We start from the raw sequence: 15,957 nt of genomic DNA, 5'->3' as shown, positions 1-15,957 counted from the left end.
ATGAAATATATCGTCTTTATTCTGTTCACAGTCATGACCAATGCCGCCGCGCAGTTGATGCTGAAGCAAGGCATGATGTCGCTCGGCCCGATCTCGTTCGAAGGCACTAACCCGCTTCTGAAGCTCCTGCAGATCGTCTTCAGCCCTTGGGTGTTCCTCGGCCTGTGCACCTTCGTCATCTCGATGGCATCGCATCTCTATGTGCTGTCCAAGGTCGAGCTCAGTTTTGCCTATCCGTTCCTCAGCCTTGCCTATGTCGCGGTCGCGATCTTCGCCTATTTCATCTTTCGCGAGGACCTCAACGCCTGGCGCATTGCCGGCATCGCCTTCATCTGCGTCGGCACTGTGCTGATTGCGCAAAGCGGACGCGGGCATGACGATCAGACGGCTTCCATTGACCCCGACAAGATCCAGACAAACGAGATCGTTCGATGAGACATGTAATTTTCGGCGGTGACGGCTTCGTCGGCCGTCATCTTGCCCCGAAGCTTGTGGCCGACGGTGAAGAGGTCGTCGTTGCCGACATCGTCAAGAGTGACCTGCCGCATTATCGTTCGGTTCGCTTCGTCACCTGCGATGTCACCGATCCGGCCTCAGTGGCCAAAGTCGGATTGAAGGCCGACGACATGGTCTACAATCTGTCGGCCAAGATGCTGTCGCCGATCCAGGTGCGGGCCAAGCGCCACGACTTCTTCTTCCCGGTGAATTTCCACGGCACCGAACACATCATGCAGGCCATGGGCAAGGCCGGCGCACCGAAGCTCGTCCACTACACCACCGACATGATCTACGGCCACACGGTGACCCAGCCGATGACCGAGGAGCATCCGGTCGCGCCGCTCGGCGAATATGGCTGGTCGAAGCAGAAGACCGAGGAGCTCGCCGCCGAATGGCGCAAGCGCGGCATGTCGATCTCGCTGTTCCGGCCGCGCCTGATCATCGGCCCCGGCCGTCTCGGCATATTGGAAAAACTGTTCAAGCTGATCGACTGGAACCTTCCGGTGCCGATGATCGGTTCGGGCAAGAACCCCTATCAGTTCATCTCGGTGTTCGACTGCGCGGAGGCCGCTCGCGCGGCCTGGAAGGCCGGCGTGCCCAACGAGGCCTATAATCTGGGCTCGCTCAATCCGCCGCCGGTCAGGAAACTGCTCGGCGACCTGATCAAGCATGCCGGTTCGAAATCGCTGCTGATCCCGACGCCCGGCTGGGCGGTCAAGCGCACGCTCGACCTGCTCGATCTCATGAACATGCCGATCATGGATCCGGAACAATATCTGATCGCCGATGAGGAGTGCGTGCTCGATGTGTCCAAGGCCGAGCGCCAGCTCGGCTGGGTGCCGCAATATCGCGACGAGGACATGCTGATCGCCGCCTACAGCGAGTACCGCGCCAAGAAGGACGGCCTTGCCGTGAACGCCAATCATGTCCCTGCCGAATAAGATGGGACGACCAGGAGAACTCCGAGATGACCGTCATGGCCAAGCCTGAGCAGACGAACGCGCGCACCATGGTCAATGCGCCGGCGCTATCGCCCACCGCTATTGCCAAGCCCGAACTGATCAGCGTCGAACAGGCGAAGTCGATGGATCTCGCCCGCATGACGGACCTGTTCAAGGCGCATCTCAACCCGGGCCAGCTGCATTTCATGAAGCTGCTCGGCTTCCACAAGATCAAGATCGAGCGCGCAGAAGGCATGTTCTACGTCGACCAGAACGGCCGCAAGATTCTCGACTTTTTCGGCGGCTTCGGTTCGCTCGCCTTTGGTCACAACCATTCGCGCATCCTGGAGGCTCGCCGCAAGTTCCAGGAGGAAAAGCGCCAGGAAATCGCCATCGCCTTCATGTCGCAATATGCGGCCGCACTTGCGCACAACATCGCCAAATGTTCGCCCGGCGATCTCGACATGGTGTTTTTGGGCTCGTCCGGTTCGGAAGCAATGGAGGCAGCGGTGAAGCTCGCCGAGCGTGCTGCCGGTCCTAAGCGTCCCAAAATCGTCTATGCCGAGAACTCTTTCCACGGCAAGACCAAGGGTGTGCTCGGTATCACCGACGGCCAGCTCTACCGCGCCGACTTTAAGGTAGCGGACAATACGGTGCGCATCCCGTTCGCCGACATCGAGGCGGTCGAGCGCCTGTTCCGCTCTGATCCTGAGGTCGGCGTCATCGTGCTCGAAACCATCCAGGGCGGCGGCGGCATCATCCAGGCAGAGGCGCAATACTGGCAGAAGCTGCGCGCGCTGTGCGACCAGTATGGCGTGCTGTGGGTGGCCGACGAAGTGCAGTGCGGCTATGGCCGCTCGGGCCGCTTCTATGCCTTCGAGCACTACGGCGTCGTGCCCGATGTGACCGCGCTGGCCAAGTCGCTCGGCGCCGGCAAGGCGGCGGTCGGCGCGATGATCGCCCGGCGCGAGGTTTACATGAAGGCCTATGGCACGCCGAAGACGGCGATGATTCATGCCATGGCGACCTTCGGCGGCATGGGCGAGGCCTGTATCACCGCGATCGAGGGCATCAACGTGCTCTATGACGAGGGGCTGATCGACAATGCCGCTTCGACCGGCGACTATTTGCTGCAGCGGCTGCAGGCGCTGAAGGAAAAATATCCGAAGATCATCAAGGACGTGCGCGGCAAGGGCTTGATGGTCGGGCTCGAGTTCCACGACTTCTCGCAGACCTTGCCGATGGTGTTGCGTCCGATCGTCAGCGTGCTCGACGACAAGCTGAAGGGCTCGCTGTCGGGCTTCGTCGGCGCGCTGCTGCTGCGCGACTATGACGTGCTCGTCGCCTTCACCGAATACAACCGCAACGTCATCCGCCTCGAGCCGCCGCTGATCTGCCAGCGCGAGCATGTCGACCGTTTCGTCGATGCCTTCGACAGCCTGCTGTCGCGCGGTATCGTGTCGATCGTGAAGGATTTCGTCAAAAGCCAAGTCCGTTAAGTCCTGAGCCCGACGATGCTGAGCAAGTCTCCCGCCTCGCAAAACACACTCGACCGGCTGACGGTGGCCGCTCTCGCGTGGGGCGAGGGGAATTATGCGCGATGGGCGGCGCCGATCGGCGCGATCGCGTTTTCGTTCTACATCCTGCTCACGGCCTTTACCGCCTGGACGATGCCCGACGCCAATTGGGACATGCTGCCCTATCTCGCCATCGCTGAGGAAGGCAACTATCCCGATGCGCAGGCGTTGCATGACTACGCCTACAGCGCGGTCAAATCCGGCGTGTCGGCCGCCGACTACAAGGCGTTGACCGACGATGGTGGCGGCTTCCGCAGCCATATGGCTGAAAATGCCGCCGACTTCCAGTCGCTGCTTGGCATGTACCGGATCAAGTTCCTCTACGCCAAGATGCTGTCGACAATGAGCGCGCTGATGTTGCCGGTCGAGGCGATGCGGCTGCTGCAGGTGGTCTCGGAGCTGCTGTTCGGGGCGATCACGCTGCTCTGGCTGCGAACCGAAGGCGCGCTGGCGCTGGCGCCCGTGGTTGGCGCGGTGCTGATCGTGGCCGATTTCGGCGATGCGGCACGCGCCTTGACGCCGGATCTGTTGTGCTCCACACTGTTCCTCGGCGGGCTGCTTGCCTATGTGCGTGGCCGCGAAGTGGCAACGGCTATGTTGCTCTTCCTCGCCTTCATGGGGCGGCCGGACAATATTGTTTTCCTGGCCATTTTCGCTGTGCTGCTGCTGGTTTTCCGGCAACGGGCATGGGGCGTGCTCGCCGGCTTTGCCGCGTCCTTCATAGCTTATTTCGCCATCTCGCACTGGGCGCACCATCCTGGCTGGTGGCCGCATCTGTGGTTCTCCAGCATCGAGCAGCACTACAATATGGACGGCTTCGAGCCGCCGTTTTCGGTCGGCGCCTATCTCAAAGCGTTTGCCGCATCCTTCATTCGCGCCATCAGCATCAACAGCTGGGTCGGCGTCTGCGTGCTCGCGCTGGCCGGGTGGTTTGCGCTCAGCCGCGCCGGCTTCCAGCTCGAGCGCCGCGCCGGCATTCTGCTGGCAGCACTTGTACTCGGCGTGCTGGCCAAATTCACCGTCTTCCCAATCCACGACACCCGTATCTATTTCCCCAACCTTTTGCCGCCGTTCCTGCTGCTGGTGGGGCCGATCATGGCGCTGTGGGCGTCGGCAAGCCCAGATGGAAGGCGGTCCATCACCTTGCAGGCCATACCAGGAGATAAGCCTTGAGTTCTGTATCCGGCCTGGCGCGCATTGCCCTTTCGCTTGGCCTGCCCGCCGGTCTGCTCGATCGCGGACCGTCGCTGCGCGGCACGAAATTCCTGGCCAAGGCGGCGCTGAAGGCGCGCTTTAGCGGCGGCGGGCAACCGTTCCAGATGGTCAACGTCGGCGCTTGCGACGGCGCGCTGTTCGACGACGTCACCCCGTGGCTGCATCGCATCCCGCGGGCGCGGGCCGTGCTGGTCGAGCCGATCCCCTACAATCAGAAGCGGCTGCGCGCCAACTACCCCGACACGGAACGCTTCATTATCGAGCCGGTCGCGGTGACGAAGACCAAGGGCACGATCACCGTCCACACGTTCGATGCCGCAGCGCTTGAGGCCGGCACGCTGCCGATCGAGTTCATAGGCTGCTCGTCGGTCACCGACACCAATTTGATGTCGGGCAAGAATGCCTGGGGCGAGGCCGATGCCAATTTCAACAAATTCGCGCCGCATCTCAGGGACATCGAGGTGCCGTCGGAAACGCTGCAGACGCTGCTCGATCGCAACGGCATCACCTGCATCGACGCCTTTCTGGTCGATTGCGAGGGCGCCGACTGGATCGTCTTCGAGCAGCTCGACCTCATGCGCTATCGTCCGGGCATGATCAAGGTCGAGGTCGGCGCGCTGCCTGCCCCGGAAATCGGCCAGGTCGTGGTCAAGCTGAAGACCGCGGGCTATCAGGTCGGCTTCCAGGCCGAGGACATCTGGGCCTTCGCCTGAGATAGATCGCCACAGACGACACGCCGGCGCGCTGGGTCGCGCCGCATCTGCGACGTGTCGCAAACAGGCGGTAGCTCCATCCGCGTCGTCTGCATATTGTGCGCCATTCGAACGGGCGCGGACGCGCCCGCTTTATTCCTTTGGAGCAGCGGTCAATGGCAGAGTTTCCGAAACAGGCGAAGGTCGTCATCGTTGGCCTCGGTGGTATTGTCGGCGCATCGATCGCCCATCACCTGATCGAACGCGGCTGGACCGACATTGTCGGCATCGACAAGTCAGGCATCCCGACCGATATCGGCTCGACCGCGCATGCCTCGGACTTCTGCTACACGACGAGCCATGATTTCCTGTCCTGCTGGACGACGCTCTATTCCATCGATTTCTACGAGAAGATGGGCCACTACGCCCGCATCGGCGGCCTCGAAGTGGCGCGTGTCGGCGACGACGGCCGCATGGACGAGATCAAGCGCAAGATCGCTTCGGCCAAATCCTTCGGCACCCGCGCCCGGCTGATCGAGCCAGCCGAGATCAAGGAAAAATTCCCGCTGGTCGAAGAGTCCATGGTGCAGGGCGGACTGTGGGATCCGGATGCCGGCCTGGTCATTCCGCGCTCGCAGACTGTCGCCGGCAAGCTGGTCGACCAGGCGGAAGCGTCGGGGAAACTCAAATCCTTCGCCAACACGCCGGCCAAATCCCTCATCGTCGAAGAGGGTCGCATCAAGGGCGTCGTCACCGACCGTGGCACCATCATGGCCGACTATGTCGTGGTCTGCGCCGGTATCTGGGGCCGGCTGATCGCCGAGATGGTCGGCGAAGACCTGCCGGTGATGCCGATCGACCACCCGTTGACCTTCTTCGGTCCCTACAATGAGTTCGCCGGCACCGGCAAGGAGATCGGCTGGCCGCTGCTGCGTGACCAGGGCAATTCGGCCTATATGCGCGACACCGGCGATCCCAAGACCGCCGAAGGCGGGCAGATCGAGTGGGGCTATTACGAGGAGACCAATCCGCGTCTGTGCCATCCGCGCGACCTCTTGGAAAAGGATCAGGCGCGGCTGTCGCCGTCGCAGCGCGACCTCGACATGGAGCAGATCCTGGCGCCGCTGGAACGTGCCATGGAGCTGACGCCGATCCTCGGCGAACTCGGCTACAATGAAAGCCATTCCTTCAACGGCCTCTTGCAGGTGACCGCCGATGGTGGCCCGTCGATGGGCGAGAGCCAGAAGGTGAGGGGTCTGTGGTACGCCGTCGCCATCTGGGTCAAGGACGGGCCCGGCATGGGCAAGCTGATCGCCGACTGGATGACCGACGGCCGCACCGAGATCGACCATCACGCGATCGACTATGCGCGCTTCTATCCACACCAGACCAAGGAACATTTCATCTGGGATCGCTGCACCGAAACGGCGATGAAGGTCTACAATCCGGCGGTGCATCCGCGCGAGCCGTTCTCCAAGGGCCGCAACATCCGCCGCTCGCCGTTCTGGGAGCGCGAGAAGGAACTCGGCGGCTACTTCATGGAGCTGGGCGGCTGGGAGCGTGCGCATGGCTACGCCGCAAACGAGCACCTGCTGGAGAAGTATGGCAACCGGGTTCCCGTGCGTGAGAACGAATGGGACAACCGCCATTTCTGGCGCGTCTCCAATGCCGAGCACCTGGCGATGAGCGAGGATTGCGGCATCGTCAACCTGTCGCATTTCTCGATGTATGACATCGAGGGACCCGATCATGTCGCGCTGCTTGAGTGGCTGTGCGCGGCCAAGATCGGCGGCGACAACAACATAGGCAAAGGCATCTACACCCACTTCCTCGACGAGGAAGGCATGGTGCGCGCCGACTTCACGGTGATCCGCATGGCGGATCGCTGCCGCTTGATCGATGGCGCCGACGCCGGCCCGCGCGACTTCCGCTACATGCAGCGCACCGCGCAGGACAAAGGTTTTGATGTCACCATCACCGACGTGACGGAGAAGTTTGTCACCATCGGCATCTGGGGTCCGAACGCCCGCACGACGCTGCAGAAGGTGGTCGAGAATCCGGACGGCCTGTCGCTCGAGAACTTCCCGTTCGCGGCGATCAAGCCGGTCAGGATCGGCGGCAGGGATGTCACGGCCTTCCGCATCTCCTATGTCGGCGAGCAGGGTTGGGAATTGCACATGCGCTACGAGGACGGTCTCGCCGTCTGGGATGCGCTGCGCTCGACCGGCGTGATGCCGTTCGGCGTCGAGACCTACGCCAACACGCGGCGCATGGAAAAGAGCCTGCGCCTGCAGAACGCCGATCTTCTGACCGAGTATAATCTGCTCGAAGCCGATCTTGCCCGCCCGAAGGTCAAGGAGAACGATTTCTGCGGCAAGGCGAAGCACGTGGAGTACCGTGCCCGCGAGCACCAGCCAGCGATCCTGTGCACGCTGGTGATGACCGAGAACGTCGATTCCAAAGGCGTCGCCCGCTATCCCGTCGGCACGATGCCGGTGATGGATCCGAAGACCGGCGAGACGCTGGTCGATGAACTCGGCCGCCGCTCATTCACCACCTCCGTCGCCTATGGCCCGACCATCGGCAAGAACATCGCGCTCGCCTATCTGCCTCGGGCCTATGCCCAGGAAGGCCGTAAGCTCAGTGTCGAGTATTTTGGCGAGACCTATCCCGTCGAGGTTGCCGGCGTCGGCTACAAGCCGCTCTACGACCCGGAGAATTTGAAGCCGAGGAGCTGATCCCAGCAGAGAATCGGCGTAGGGGGAATCCTGAATGCAGAGCCCGGCTCATGGCCGGGCTTTTCCCTTTGTCAGCCGCTGATTCTCGCTTACCTTGCGGCATGTCTGCTTTTTCGCGCGCAAGACATTTCCTCTCAGGCAGCGCCGCACTGGCGCTGGTGCTTTGGCTGACACCACCGATCCATGCCGCCGAGCCGGTCGATGTCGAGCTGGTGCTGGCCGTCGATGTGTCGCTGTCGATGTCGCCCACCGAACTCGAAATCCAGCGTCACGGCTATGCCGCGGCACTGACCCACGACAATGTGCTGCAGGCTATCGCCGACGGCGCCTACGGCAAGGTCGCCGTGACCTACGTCGAATGGGCGGGCGCGACCACGCAGCTGGTCGTCGTGCCGTGGACCGTGATCGCCAGCCGGGCCGATGCCGAGCGGGTGGCGGCGCAGCTTTCCGCCCATCCGCCGGCCAGCGCCCGGCGCACCTCGATTTCCGGCGCGCTGGAATTCGGCAGCGACCTTTTTGCCGAAAGCGGCTTCCAGGGGACAAAGCGCGTCATCGATATTTCCGGTGACGGGCCCAACAACCAGGGCGCGCCCGTCGACGTCGCCCGCGACGCCGTGGTCAAGCTAGGCATCATCATCAACGGTCTTCCGCTGATGACGCGCGGCGGCGGGTTCGGCGGCGCCTATGATGTCAACAATCTCGACCGCTACTACAGCGACTGCGTCATCGGCGGGCCCGGATCCTTCATGATCCCGGTCAATGACTGGACGCAGTTTCCCGAAGCCATTCGCCGCAAGCTGGTGCTGGAACTGGCCGGCCCCGCTTCGCCGCAATGGGCGAGGCAAGAGGCCGAGCATCCGCCGGTGGTGCTGGCGCAGGACCGGCCCACCGACTGCCAGGTCGGCGAAAAAATGTGGCGCGACCGCAGCTGGATGTTCGACGCCCGCTAGACCTTTGGCCCTTGCCGCAATGCAGCATCAGTTTCATTGACAAGCCCATGGGCGTCTGTGACACAATTCCCCATCCGAAAAAAACAAGGGGAACTGACATGAACAGGACCATCGTCTTCGCCGCGGCATTGGCGCTTGCAGCGGGATTGTCCGCTCCGGCCAAGGCCGCCACCTCGGTGACCATCGGCATCAGCGGCTGGACCGGCTTTGCGCCACTGACGCTCGCCAAGCAGGCGGGTATTTTCGAGAAGCATGGCCTCGACGTGACCTTGAAGAAGGTGCCGCAAGCAAGCCGTCCGCTCGCCATTGCCAGCGGCGACCTGCAATGCGCCGCGACCACGGTCGAAACCTGGCTGGTGTGGAACGCCAGCGGCGTTGTCACCAAGCAGATATTCCAGCTCGACAAATCCTATGGCGCCGACGGCATCGTCGTGCGCAACGACATCAAGACGGTCGCCGATCTCAAGGGCAAGAATGTCGCGTCGTCGGCGCCGGGCACCTCGCCCTATTTCATGCTGGCCTGGGTGCTTAACAAGAACGGCATGTCGACCAAGGATGTGACCGTCGTCAACCTTGAACCGGATGCGGCGGCGCAGGCCTTCCTTGCCGGGCAGAACGATGCCGCCGTCACCTACGAGCCGTTCATCTCGGCGGTGCGCGACAAGACCGATCAGGGCCACATATTGGCGACCACACTCGACTATCCCATGGTGCTCGATACGGTCGGCTGCACGCCCGAGTTCCTCACGGCCAACCCCGACGCGGCCAAGGCTCTGGCCGACAGCTATTTCGAGGCGCTCGATCTGATCAAGGCCGACCCGCAGAAATCCTACGAGATCATGGGTGCCGACGTGAAACAGTCGGCCAAGGAATTCGAGGATTCAGCGAAGTATCTGAAGTGGGCGGACAAGGCGGAGAACAAGCAGTTCTTCACGAAGGAATTCCAGGATTTTTCCAAGACCGCCGGCGAATTGCTCCTGCAGATGGGGCTGATCAAGGAAGCCCCCGATGTCGCCACGCTGGCCGACACCAGCGCGGTGTCGAACTGATAGCCCGGCCGTTGACTGTTGCGCGGCGGCGCGAGCCCCCCCCTTCCCAGACAAAGCGCGGATTTGAGCAGGGGACCATTTGAAGATGCGGACGATCTGACGATGCGCCCCTTGCATCCAGTGTCGCCGGGCCTGCGTACCGTGCTCGGCTTTTCCTTCTTCATGTTGTTCGTCGCCTTCTGGGCGTGGATCACGTTTGGCGGCCACGTCAACCGCATCTTCCTCGCCGACCCATTGTCGATGCTCAGGGACGGCTGGCGGCTGCTGGTCGAAGACCGCTTCTGGCTCGACATACTGATCACCATCTGGCGCGTCTTCGGTGGCTTTGTGCTGGCTTCGATCGTCGCCGTGCCGATCGGCATCGCCATGGGGGCGTGGAAACCGGTGGAGGCGTTTCTGGAGCCGTTCGTCTCCTTCGCCCGTTACCTGCCGGCCTCGGCCTTCATTCCGCTGCTCATCCTGTGGGCCGGGATCGGAGAGCTGGAAAAACTGCTCGTCATCTTCGTCGGCTCGGTGTTCCAGATCATCCTGATCGTCGCGTTCAAGGTCGGCTCGACGCGGCGCGATCTGGTCGAAGCCGCCTATACGCTGGGTTCGACCAACAACGGCATCGTGCGCCGTGTGATCCTGCCGGCCAATGCGCCGGAAATTGCCGAGACGCTGCGGCTGGTGCTCGGCTGGGCCTGGACTTACGTCATCGTCGCCGAACTGATCGGCTCGTCGTCCGGCATCGGCTACATGATCATCAACAGCCAGTCGCGGCTGGCGACCGGGCAGATCATCTTCGGCATCATCGTCATCGGGCTGATCGGCCTGTTGTCCGATTTCGCCTTCAAGGCGCTCAACCGCTGGCTCTTTCCGTGGAGCCTGGCTTGAGCAAGCTTTTGATCGAAGGCGTCTCCCGCACCTTCGCCGGCGTGCGCGGCGGGCAGCCGGTCAGGGCGCTGATGCCGGTCGACCTTTCAGTCGCAGCAAACGACTTCATCACCATTCTTGGGCCTTCCGGCTGCGGGAAGTCGACGCTGCTCAGGATCGTCGCCGGGCTTGAAGCGGCGAGCGAAGGCCGCGTGCTCCTCGACGGCAAGCCGGTGACGCGGCCGGGTCCGGACCGCGGCATGGTGTTCCAATCCTACACGCTGTTTCCCTGGCTGACGGTGGCGCAGAACATAGCCTTCAGCCTGCGCGAGCGGGGAATGGCCGAGAGCGAGCGAAACGGGATCGTCGCGTCCTATGTCGATCTCGTCGGGTTGAAAGGCTTCGAGAACCATTGGCCGAAGCAGCTTTCCGGCGGCATGCAGCAGCGCACCGCAATCGCCCGAGCGCTCGCCAACGATCCCGAGATCCTGTTGCTGGACGAGCCCTTCGGCGCGCTCGACAACCAGACGCGCGGCCTGATGCAGGAGCTTTTGCTCGGCATCTGGGAACGGCGCAAGAAGACGGTGCTGTTTGTCACCCACGACATCGAGGAGGCGATCTTCATGGCCTCGCGGGTGATCGTGATGAGCGCGCGGCCCGGGCGCATCAAGTCCGATGTCGCCATCGATCTGCCGCACCCACGCCATTACACGCTGAAGACCAGCCCGGAATTCTCCGCGCTCAAGGCGCGGCTGACCGAGGATATCCGCGTCGAGGCCATGCGCACGGCCGAGGTGCAACCGGCCGAGGCCTGATCCTTTCGGATCAGGCGGCCAAAAGCTGTTTGCGGTCGACGCGCTCCTGCTGCGGCGAGCGGGCGTAGAGCTCGCGATAGCATTTGGAGAAATGCGAGGCCGAGACGAAGCCGCAGGCGACCGCTACCTCGACCACCGGCATCGACGACTGGATCAAGAGGTGCCGGGCGCGGTCGAGGCGGATTTCGAGATAGTAGCGGGCAGGGGACCTGCCCATCTCGGTGCGGAACAGGCGCTCGATCTGGCGGCGCGACAGGTCGACATGGTCTGCGATTTCGATCAGCGATAGCGGCTCGGAGAGGTTGCCTTCCATCAGCTCGATGATGGTCAGCACCTTGGAGTTCTGCACGCCGAGGCGGGCGCGCAACGGCAGGCGCTGGCGGTCGGTCGGGCTGCGCACGCGGTCGGTCAACACCTGCTCGCAGACGCGGTTGACCAGATTGTCGTCAAAGTCGTCGCCGATCAGCTTCAGCATCATGTCCAGTGCTGCCGTGCCGCCGGCGCAGGTGTAGATGTTCTGGTCGATTTCGAAGAGGTCGGCAAAGACGTTGGCCTTCGGGAAGGCCTCGGAAAAGCCCGGCAGGTTTTCCCAGTGGATGGCGCAGCGCTTGTTGGAGAGCAGGCCGGCGGCGGCAAGGATATGCGCGCCGGTGCAGAGGCCGCCGACGGCGACGCCTCTGTTATACTCCTCGCGCAGCCAGGCGAAGGCCGACCTGTTCTGGTAGCGCTCGACATTCACGCCGCTGCAGACAATGGCCATGTTCGGCCGGTCCGGTCCGGCCATTTTCTTGCGCTCTTCCTCGAGCGAGGTGTTGACCGCGCATTCGACGCCATTGGAGGCGCGCACCGGCTTGCCGTCGATGCTGGCGAGGCGCCAGCAATAGGCCTCATAGCCAAGCATGCGATTGGCCGAGCGCAGCGGGTCGAGCGCCGTCGCAAAGGCGATCATGGTGAAGTCGGGGACGAGGAAGAATACAAACGATCGCTTGATCGGATGCTTTACGGCGTTCAAGGGAACCTCACGCAGCCATGGCGCGAACAGGATGTCGCGAACAGCATAGCGTCATCAGGAAAAACCATTCCTGTCAATTGGCTAGGCGTCCAAGCGGCAACTAAATTTGCGACATGGGTCGCAAATGGGCAATGGTCCGGGACGATGGGCACGGGCTGCCGCCGGATTGAGCATCGCTATATAGGCTTCAGAACGAAAAACGCCGCCTCGGACAAACCGAAGCGGCGCTGTTATCGACTTTCGGCAGCGGCAGGGAGCGCTGCGCGGTAGCCGTTATCTCAGGCGACGAAGCCGAGGCGCACCGCATTCATGGCGCCGGTCTGGCCGGGCATGGTGTTGGCAAGGCGCTGGCGCTCGAGAGCGGTCGTCAGGTTCATTTCGCGGCGGGGGAAAAGGCGGGCAAAAAGCTTCATCATCATCTCCTATCGGTTGCTCAGACGGGTCGCCTTCGCTTGATGGAGTGGGGCAGCTCGTTTGCTGACGGTGATATAGGCGGGTGTGAGCAGAAACTAAATCGCAAATGCGAAGCGCTTGATATGAAAAGCGACATCAATTGCGACATTTTTCGGCAGACTGCCCGAGATTTGTGATTATTTACAAGGCATTAATGGAAATTTGAGCTGCTATGCAGCTTGCTCATATGCGCCATGCAAGGGCGACATGGCTCTGAAAATCATTTGAGTGCAAATAAGTTAGGCCTGCGGGTAAAACAGAGAAGGCCTGCCGGGCTGGTCCGCGCGGCAGGCCTTCAGCACATGGTACACAATGGTTTACTTTGCTCCAGCCCAGGATCCGACGGCGTAGCGTGCACCGGTCTTGGTGTCGGCAGCTTCAGGCCAGCCGATATCCTTCTGCAGTTCGATCGGCAGCGAGCGGATCGCACGTTCGGTCTGGAAGCGGGCGCGGGCCGCGCTGAACTCGGTCGCAAGCCGACCGATGGATGACAGGATAGACATTTCATTCTCCTTTGGATGTGGCACGTCCCGCATGAACGCGTTCTGTGACCGGGATATTCCGCATCGAATGCAATTTCGTGTCAGGAGCTTTTCGATCCGGGGCACGTCCTGCCTTCGATGGAGTTGACTATCCTCCCAATCTGATGTTCAATCAAACGAAATGGAATGATGCTTCACATCAGAAAAATTGAAGGTCGATCCCGATGAACGCCCCCCTTAATCACCCGCTGCCGCTGCTCGATCTCGACGTTTTGCGCACCTTTGTGGCCATTGCCGAGACCGGTAGCTTCACCACTGCGGCCAATGCGGTGTTCCGCACGCCGTCGGCGGTCTCCATGCAGATCAAGAAGCTCGAGGACATTCTCGGCCGCTCGGTCTTTGCGCGCGATGCGCGCTCGGTGACGCTGACCACCGATGGCGAAATGCTGCTCGGCTATGCCCGCCGGTTGTTGTCGATCAACCGCGAGGTGGTGTCGAAGTTCATCATCCCCGAGATCGTCGGCGTAGTGCGGCTTGGATCGCCGGACGACTACGGCGAGCGCGTGCTGCCGCATGTGCTGAAGCGTTTCGCGCAGTCGCATCCATCGATCGCTGTCGACGTTACCATCGACCAGAGCAGCAATCTGCGCCGCCGCATGGACGACCGCGCGCTCGACATCACGCTGTTGACCAATTCCTACAAGACCAGCGCGCTCGGCGCCGAGGTGCTGCTCACTGAGCCGATCGTCTGGGCCGGCGCCAAGGGCGGCAGCGCGCATCTGCGCGAGCCTTTGCCGGTGTCGCTGTGGGAAGAGGGCTGCGCCTGGCGTGCCGGCGCGCTCGATGCGCTGAGCCGCGAGGGCCGCAACTACCGTATCGCCTATATGAGCGCGCACACGGCCGGCCAGCGCGCCGCCATCATGTCGGATCTCGCGGTCGCACCGCTGCCGAAGTCGTTCCTCGGCAACGACATGGTCGAGCTGTGCCCGAAGGACGGCATGCCCGACATCGGCACCTACAATCTGGCGATGGTGGTATCGCCGGACGCCAGCGCGCCGGTCAAGGCGGTCGCCGACCATATCCGCGCGACCTTCGAACTGTTCCGGGAAACCGGGAAGTTCTGACAGTTCTTTGTCTGCCGCAACTCCGGACGGAAAACCGCTATACACTTTTCCTGGAGTTGCTTATTCCGCTGCTTCGGCAGGGCGCGCCGCGAAGGCGGTTCGCGCTCTGCGCCGCGCGGTTGCGCGCCGCTTGGAGGGCTCACCGGCGAGGAAAGTGACGATGCTGTCCCTGGCGCGACGCGCCTCCGGCATCTCGATCAGCGGCCAGACGTGGAACATGCCTTCCTCATAGACGACGTCGATATCGACGCCGGCAGTGCGCGCCTTTTTGGCGAAGATCAGATTGTCGGGGCTGAGCAGGTCGTGCGAGCCGGTCAGAAGCAGGGTCTGCGGCAGCACCGAGAGGTCGCCGTACAGCGGGCTGATATGCCAGTCGCTGCGATCGATGCCGGCGCTGTACATGCGGATCGCTTCCAGCCCGCCGGGAATGCCGAGCCACGGATCGTTGCGTTCCGCCTCGAACACTTCCGGGTTGGACAGCGACATGTCGAGGCCGGGCGAGATCAGCACGTGGCGCGATGGCAGGGGCAGGCCTTCTTCGGCCGCCATCATGGTCAGCACCACGGCCATGTTGCCGCCGGCGGAATCGCCCATGAAGACGATGTCTTCGGCATCCGTCTCGCCCAGCATCTGGCGGTAGACGCCGCCGACCATGCCGAACATGGCGTGGAAATCGTGTTCGGGCGCGATCGGGTAGATCGGTATGGTGAGGCCGAAACCCAACCGTTCCGCCATCTCGGCGATCAGCCCCCAATGATAGGAGGTGATCTGAAAGACAAAGGCGCCGCCATGCATGTAGAGGATGCGCCTGCGCTCGCCGGCCTTCGGCGCGATCTCGTAGACCGGGAAGCCGTCGACGCTACGCTCGGTGATATGGAGGCGCTCGCGCAGCAATGCCGGAGGATGGTGGTCCTCGGTCTTGCGCGCATAGGCGATCCAGCGCTGCAGGTTTTCGGGGCTGGCAAATGCCTTCTTCCGGCTGTGCCGGAGGATGAACGAAACGAGATGGCTTTTGAAACTGGGCATTCGCGTACACAAGCTCGGCCGCAGCCGACTAAGAGAATTCCCCCACTATTTCGAAGATCGTGCCTCCAGCCGAAATGTCAAGATTTTGGCCAACGCAACACGGTTGTTTGATCGACCGAGTTAGCGGTTTTCCCGCAAATGGGCTCAGCGCCGCGGCAGCAGCGCGGCGCGCAGCTTGATGTCAGGCGCAGCCGGGACCACGCGGCGGTCCCGGCGTTTTGTCAGCAATTTGCATTTGTCGGCGAAGGTCATCAGCGGCCCGAGCCCAGGATCAGGCGCGTCAGGTTGGCCTGGGCGTCGATGCGCGGCGACACGGGCCAGCCAATGTCCTTCTGCACTTCGGGCGGCAGGCTGTTCATGGCACGCACGGACTGGGCATGCTTGATGGCGGCACGAAAACGGCCGAGGCTGTCGAACATCGACATCTTCATTCTCCTTTGAAGCGTTGTGACGGCGCAATAGTCCGGCCGCCTTTCGGTGTCCGTTAAATGCTTCACGTCTGTATCAGGTGGATTGCGCGAAAACAGCGC

16 protein-coding genes are annotated in these 15,957 nt (G+C 62.3%); 11 read left to right on the top strand and 5 right to left on the bottom strand.

Annotated elements, in window-relative coordinates; all coding sequences use genetic code 11:
• The 10 genes from FJV77_RS02170 to FJV77_RS02125 all read left to right on the top strand — a co-directional run bounded on the left by FJV77_RS02170 (window position 1) and on the right by FJV77_RS02125 (window position 11,330).
• Window positions 1-435 (top strand): EamA family transporter, encoded by a 435-nt coding sequence (locus tag FJV77_RS02170; protein WP_112565444.1) that lies wholly within the window; start codon window positions 1-3, stop codon window positions 433-435.
• Complete coding sequence (locus FJV77_RS02165) at window positions 432-1,439, top strand: NAD(P)-dependent oxidoreductase (protein ID WP_142865206.1); 1,008 nt, start codon at window positions 432-434, stop codon at window positions 1,437-1,439. The genes FJV77_RS02170 and FJV77_RS02165 overlap by 4 nt, the downstream gene beginning before the upstream one ends.
• Window positions 1,440-1,507: 68 nt before the next feature.
• Window positions 1,508-2,938 carry an aspartate aminotransferase family protein gene (locus FJV77_RS02160; protein WP_246691128.1) on the top strand — a complete coding sequence of 477 codons (1,431 nt, stop codon included), beginning with the start codon at window positions 1,508-1,510 and terminating at the stop codon, window positions 2,936-2,938.
• A gap of 15 nt (window positions 2,939-2,953) precedes the next feature.
• Window positions 2,954-4,189, top strand: a complete 1,236-nt coding sequence (locus FJV77_RS02155) for a hypothetical protein (RefSeq protein ID WP_142865204.1) — start codon at window positions 2,954-2,956, stop codon at window positions 4,187-4,189.
• Complete coding sequence (locus FJV77_RS02150; RefSeq protein WP_142865203.1) at window positions 4,186-4,944, top strand: FkbM family methyltransferase; 759 nt, start codon at window positions 4,186-4,188, stop codon at window positions 4,942-4,944. Before FJV77_RS02155 ends, FJV77_RS02150 begins: the two co-directional genes overlap by 4 nt.
• A gap of 155 nt (window positions 4,945-5,099) precedes the next feature.
• A complete protein-coding gene (locus tag FJV77_RS02145) occupies window positions 5,100-7,661 on the top strand; it encodes an FAD-dependent oxidoreductase (protein ID WP_142865202.1) in 2,562 nt (853 codons plus the stop codon).
• Between the two features lie 101 nt (window positions 7,662-7,762).
• Window positions 7,763-8,611 carry a DUF1194 domain-containing protein gene (locus FJV77_RS02140; protein WP_142865201.1) on the top strand — a complete coding sequence of 283 codons (849 nt, stop codon included), beginning with the start codon at window positions 7,763-7,765 and terminating at the stop codon, window positions 8,609-8,611.
• Between the two features lie 98 nt (window positions 8,612-8,709).
• Window positions 8,710-9,660 carry an ABC transporter substrate-binding protein gene (locus tag FJV77_RS02135; RefSeq protein ID WP_142865200.1) on the top strand — a complete coding sequence of 317 codons (951 nt, stop codon included), beginning with the start codon at window positions 8,710-8,712 and terminating at the stop codon, window positions 9,658-9,660.
• Window positions 9,661-9,762: 102 nt separating this feature from the next.
• A complete protein-coding gene (locus FJV77_RS02130; protein ID WP_142865199.1) occupies window positions 9,763-10,536 on the top strand; it encodes an ABC transporter permease in 774 nt (257 codons plus the stop codon).
• On the top strand, window positions 10,533-11,330 hold the full coding sequence (locus FJV77_RS02125) for an ABC transporter ATP-binding protein (protein WP_142865198.1): 798 nt from the start codon (window positions 10,533-10,535) through the stop codon (window positions 11,328-11,330). The genes FJV77_RS02130 and FJV77_RS02125 overlap by 4 nt, the downstream gene beginning before the upstream one ends.
• A gap of 10 nt (window positions 11,331-11,340) precedes the next feature.
• On the opposite strand, the gene FJV77_RS02120 is transcribed toward FJV77_RS02125, so the two are convergent.
• The 3 genes from FJV77_RS02120 to FJV77_RS02110 all read right to left on the bottom strand — a co-directional run bounded on the left by FJV77_RS02120 (window position 11,341) and on the right by FJV77_RS02110 (window position 13,298).
• The gene (locus FJV77_RS02120; RefSeq protein ID WP_348643807.1) at window positions 11,341-12,279 is read right to left on the bottom strand and encodes a GlxA family transcriptional regulator; all 939 of its coding nucleotides are present in this window, start codon (window positions 12,277-12,279) and stop codon (window positions 11,341-11,343) included.
• Between the two features lie 341 nt (window positions 12,280-12,620).
• Window positions 12,621-12,755 (bottom strand): hypothetical protein, encoded by a 135-nt coding sequence (locus tag FJV77_RS33220; RefSeq protein ID WP_112565447.1) that lies wholly within the window; start codon window positions 12,753-12,755, stop codon window positions 12,621-12,623.
• 357 nt (window positions 12,756-13,112) lie between these two features.
• Window positions 13,113-13,298 carry a hypothetical protein gene (locus tag FJV77_RS02110; protein ID WP_142865196.1) on the bottom strand — a complete coding sequence of 62 codons (186 nt, stop codon included), beginning with the start codon at window positions 13,296-13,298 and terminating at the stop codon, window positions 13,113-13,115.
• Between the two features lie 203 nt (window positions 13,299-13,501).
• On the opposite strand from FJV77_RS02110, the gene FJV77_RS02105 reads away from it, so the two are divergent.
• A complete protein-coding gene (locus FJV77_RS02105; RefSeq protein ID WP_023670389.1) occupies window positions 13,502-14,401 on the top strand; it encodes a LysR substrate-binding domain-containing protein in 900 nt (299 codons plus the stop codon).
• A gap of 60 nt (window positions 14,402-14,461) precedes the next feature.
• Here FJV77_RS02105 and FJV77_RS02100 read toward each other — a convergent pair whose 3' ends face one another.
• Both FJV77_RS02100 and FJV77_RS32195 read right to left on the bottom strand, forming a co-directional pair.
• A complete protein-coding gene (locus tag FJV77_RS02100; RefSeq protein WP_142865195.1) occupies window positions 14,462-15,427 on the bottom strand; it encodes an alpha/beta hydrolase in 966 nt (321 codons plus the stop codon).
• 251 nt (window positions 15,428-15,678) lie between these two features.
• Window positions 15,679-15,852: a hypothetical protein gene (locus tag FJV77_RS32195; RefSeq protein ID WP_185970170.1), complete on the bottom strand. Its 174-nt coding sequence runs from the start codon at window positions 15,850-15,852 to the stop codon at window positions 15,679-15,681.
• Window positions 15,853-15,957 lie beyond the last annotated feature (105 nt).

It is taken from the genome of Mesorhizobium sp. WSM4306, from assembly GCF_007003975.1.
Classification (GTDB): Bacteria; Pseudomonadota; Alphaproteobacteria; order Rhizobiales; family Rhizobiaceae; genus Mesorhizobium.
This window is presented reverse-complemented; position numbering and strand designations above follow the sequence as displayed.

Excerpts from the sequence above, each read along its gene's own strand:
- FJV77_RS02100 (WP_142865195.1), bottom strand. The coding sequence starts at position 15,427 with ATGCCCAGTTTCAAAAGCCATCTCGTTTCGTTCATCCTCCGGCACAGC.
- FJV77_RS32195 (WP_185970170.1), bottom strand. The coding sequence starts at position 15,852 with ATGTCGATGTTCGACAGCCTCGGCCGTTTTCGTGCCGCCATCAAGCAT.
- FJV77_RS33220 (WP_112565447.1), bottom strand. The coding sequence starts at position 12,755 with ATGAAGCTTTTTGCCCGCCTTTTCCCCCGCCGCGAAATGAACCTGACG.
- FJV77_RS02165 (WP_142865206.1), top strand. The coding sequence starts at position 432 with ATGAGACATGTAATTTTCGGCGGTGACGGCTTCGTCGGCCGTCATCTT.
- FJV77_RS02130 (WP_142865199.1), top strand. The coding sequence starts at position 9,763 with ATGCGCCCCTTGCATCCAGTGTCGCCGGGCCTGCGTACCGTGCTCGGC.
- FJV77_RS02145 (WP_142865202.1), top strand. The coding sequence starts at position 5,100 with ATGGCAGAGTTTCCGAAACAGGCGAAGGTCGTCATCGTTGGCCTCGGT.
- FJV77_RS02155 (WP_142865204.1), top strand. The coding sequence starts at position 2,954 with ATGCTGAGCAAGTCTCCCGCCTCGCAAAACACACTCGACCGGCTGACG.
- FJV77_RS02170 (WP_112565444.1), top strand. The coding sequence starts at position 1 with ATGAAATATATCGTCTTTATTCTGTTCACAGTCATGACCAATGCCGCC.
- FJV77_RS02105 (WP_023670389.1), top strand. The coding sequence starts at position 13,502 with ATGAACGCCCCCCTTAATCACCCGCTGCCGCTGCTCGATCTCGACGTT.
- FJV77_RS02110 (WP_142865196.1), bottom strand. The coding sequence starts at position 13,298 with ATGTCTATCCTGTCATCCATCGGTCGGCTTGCGACCGAGTTCAGCGCG.
- FJV77_RS02160 (WP_246691128.1), top strand. The coding sequence starts at position 1,508 with ATGGTCAATGCGCCGGCGCTATCGCCCACCGCTATTGCCAAGCCCGAA.
- FJV77_RS02135 (WP_142865200.1), top strand. The coding sequence starts at position 8,710 with ATGAACAGGACCATCGTCTTCGCCGCGGCATTGGCGCTTGCAGCGGGA.
- FJV77_RS02120 (WP_348643807.1), bottom strand. The coding sequence starts at position 12,279 with ATGATCGCCTTTGCGACGGCGCTCGACCCGCTGCGCTCGGCCAATCGC.
- FJV77_RS02140 (WP_142865201.1), top strand. The coding sequence starts at position 7,763 with ATGTCTGCTTTTTCGCGCGCAAGACATTTCCTCTCAGGCAGCGCCGCA.